Source organism: Streptomyces sp. NPDC056948, assembly GCF_042674225.1.
Lineage (GTDB): Bacteria > Actinomycetota > Actinomycetes > Streptomycetales > Streptomycetaceae > Streptomyces > Streptomyces purpurascens.
Genome location: NZ_JBHUQX010000811.1, coordinates 1 through 1,349 on the forward strand (window position 1 = coordinate 1; position 1,349 = coordinate 1,349).

The 1,349-nt window shown below is 68.7% G+C and carries 3 protein-coding genes; 2 read left to right on the forward strand and 1 reads right to left on the reverse strand.

All coding sequences use genetic code 11. The annotated features are described in order from the left end of the window. Positions 1–465: thioredoxin-dependent thiol peroxidase (bcp, locus tag ACFTZL_RS44925; RefSeq protein ID WP_382596431.1), on the reverse strand; the 465-nt coding region annotated here is incomplete at its 3' end. A 95-nt stretch (positions 466–560) separates the two neighbouring features. Between bcp and ACFTZL_RS44930 the strand changes: the two genes are divergently transcribed. Together ACFTZL_RS44930 and ACFTZL_RS44935 are read left to right on the forward strand one after the other, a co-directional pair. Continuing rightward, the gene (locus ACFTZL_RS44930) at positions 561–890 is read left to right on the forward strand and encodes a DUF3618 domain-containing protein (RefSeq protein ID WP_382596434.1); all 330 of its coding nucleotides are present in this window, start codon (positions 561–563) and stop codon (positions 888–890) included. 44 nt (positions 891–934) lie between these two features. Beyond that, the gene (locus tag ACFTZL_RS44935) at positions 935–1,291 is read left to right on the forward strand and encodes a GroES family chaperonin (RefSeq protein WP_382596437.1); all 357 of its coding nucleotides are present in this window, start codon (positions 935–937) and stop codon (positions 1,289–1,291) included. The last annotated feature ends 58 nt before the right edge of the window (positions 1,292–1,349 follow it).

Consider the following 1,349-nt stretch of genomic DNA (forward strand, 5'->3'; position numbering starts at 1 on the left):
GATCCCCAGATCCTTGATGATCTTGGCTACGTGGCCTGTCGCGCGGACGTTGTACAGCGCGTGTTCGACCTTGCCCTCCTCGTCCACGATGATCGTGGAGCGGATGACGCCCATGTAGGTCTTGCCGTAGTTCTTCTTCTCGCCGAAGGCGGCGTAGGACTCCAGGACCTGCTTGTCCGGGTCGGCGAGGAGGGTGATCTTCAGGGATTCCTTGTCGCGGAATTTGGCCAGCTTCGCGGGCTGGTCGGGGGAGATGCCGATGACGTCGTAGCCCGCGCCCGTCAGCAGCTCCAGGTTGTCCGTGAAGTCGCAGGCCTGCTTGGTGCAGCCGGGGGTGAGGGCGGCCGGGTAGAAGTAGACGATGACCTTGCGGCCCTTGTGGTCCGCCAGGGACACCTCGGTGCCGTCGGCGTCGGGCAGGGTGAAGGCGGGGGCCACGTTCCCCGGCTGGAGTCGCTCGCTCATCGGTCCAGCGTAACCGGGGGTCCTGACGGTGCTATGAGCCGTGGAGCTGACAGACTGTCCGGCACAGGCTTTATACCGACTTCGGAGGCGACACGGTGGCGGACACGGCGGACACCAGGACCCCGGCGCAGATCGAGGCGGACATCAGGCGCCGCCGCGAGAACCTGGCCGAGACCCTCGACGAGATCGGGGTGCGGGTGCACCCGAAGACGATCGTCGGGGACGCCAAGGCCAAGGTCGCGTCGAATATCGATCACACCCTCGGGCGGGCGTACGTGGGGGTCAACAGGGCCGTCACCGATGTGCGGGCCCGGTTCGTGGGCGAGGACGGCGCGCCGCGCCTGGAGCGGGTCGTGCCGGTCGCCCTCGTGGTGGTCGGTGTGGTCGGGCTGCTGGCCCTCGGCACGCGGCGGCGCAAGGGCTGACCCGACTGCGTACGTTCGCGGCGAAGACAGGTAGGTTTCAGGGCGTGAGCGCCAACAGGAACGAGCACAGCACCCATCCGGACAAGCTGCCCATCCGGATGCTGCACGACCGCGTACTCGTGCGGCAGGACACCAGCGAGGGCGAGCGGCGTTCCGGTGGCGGCATCCTGATTCCCGCCACGGCGGCGGTCGGCCGGCGGCTGGCCTGGGCCGAGGTCGTCGCGGTGGGGCAGAACGTGCGGACCGTGGAGACGGGCGACCGGGTTCTGTACGACCCGGAGGACCGCGCCGAGGTCGAGGTGCGGGGCGTCGCGTATGTGCTCATGCGCGAGCGTGACCTGCACGCCGTGGCGGCGGACCGGTTCGAGGGCGCGGAGGACTCGACGGGCCTCTACCTGTAGTCACAGGAGCAGCGGAAGGGGCCGGTGACCGTTGTCAACGGCCCCGTCGTCGTGGATT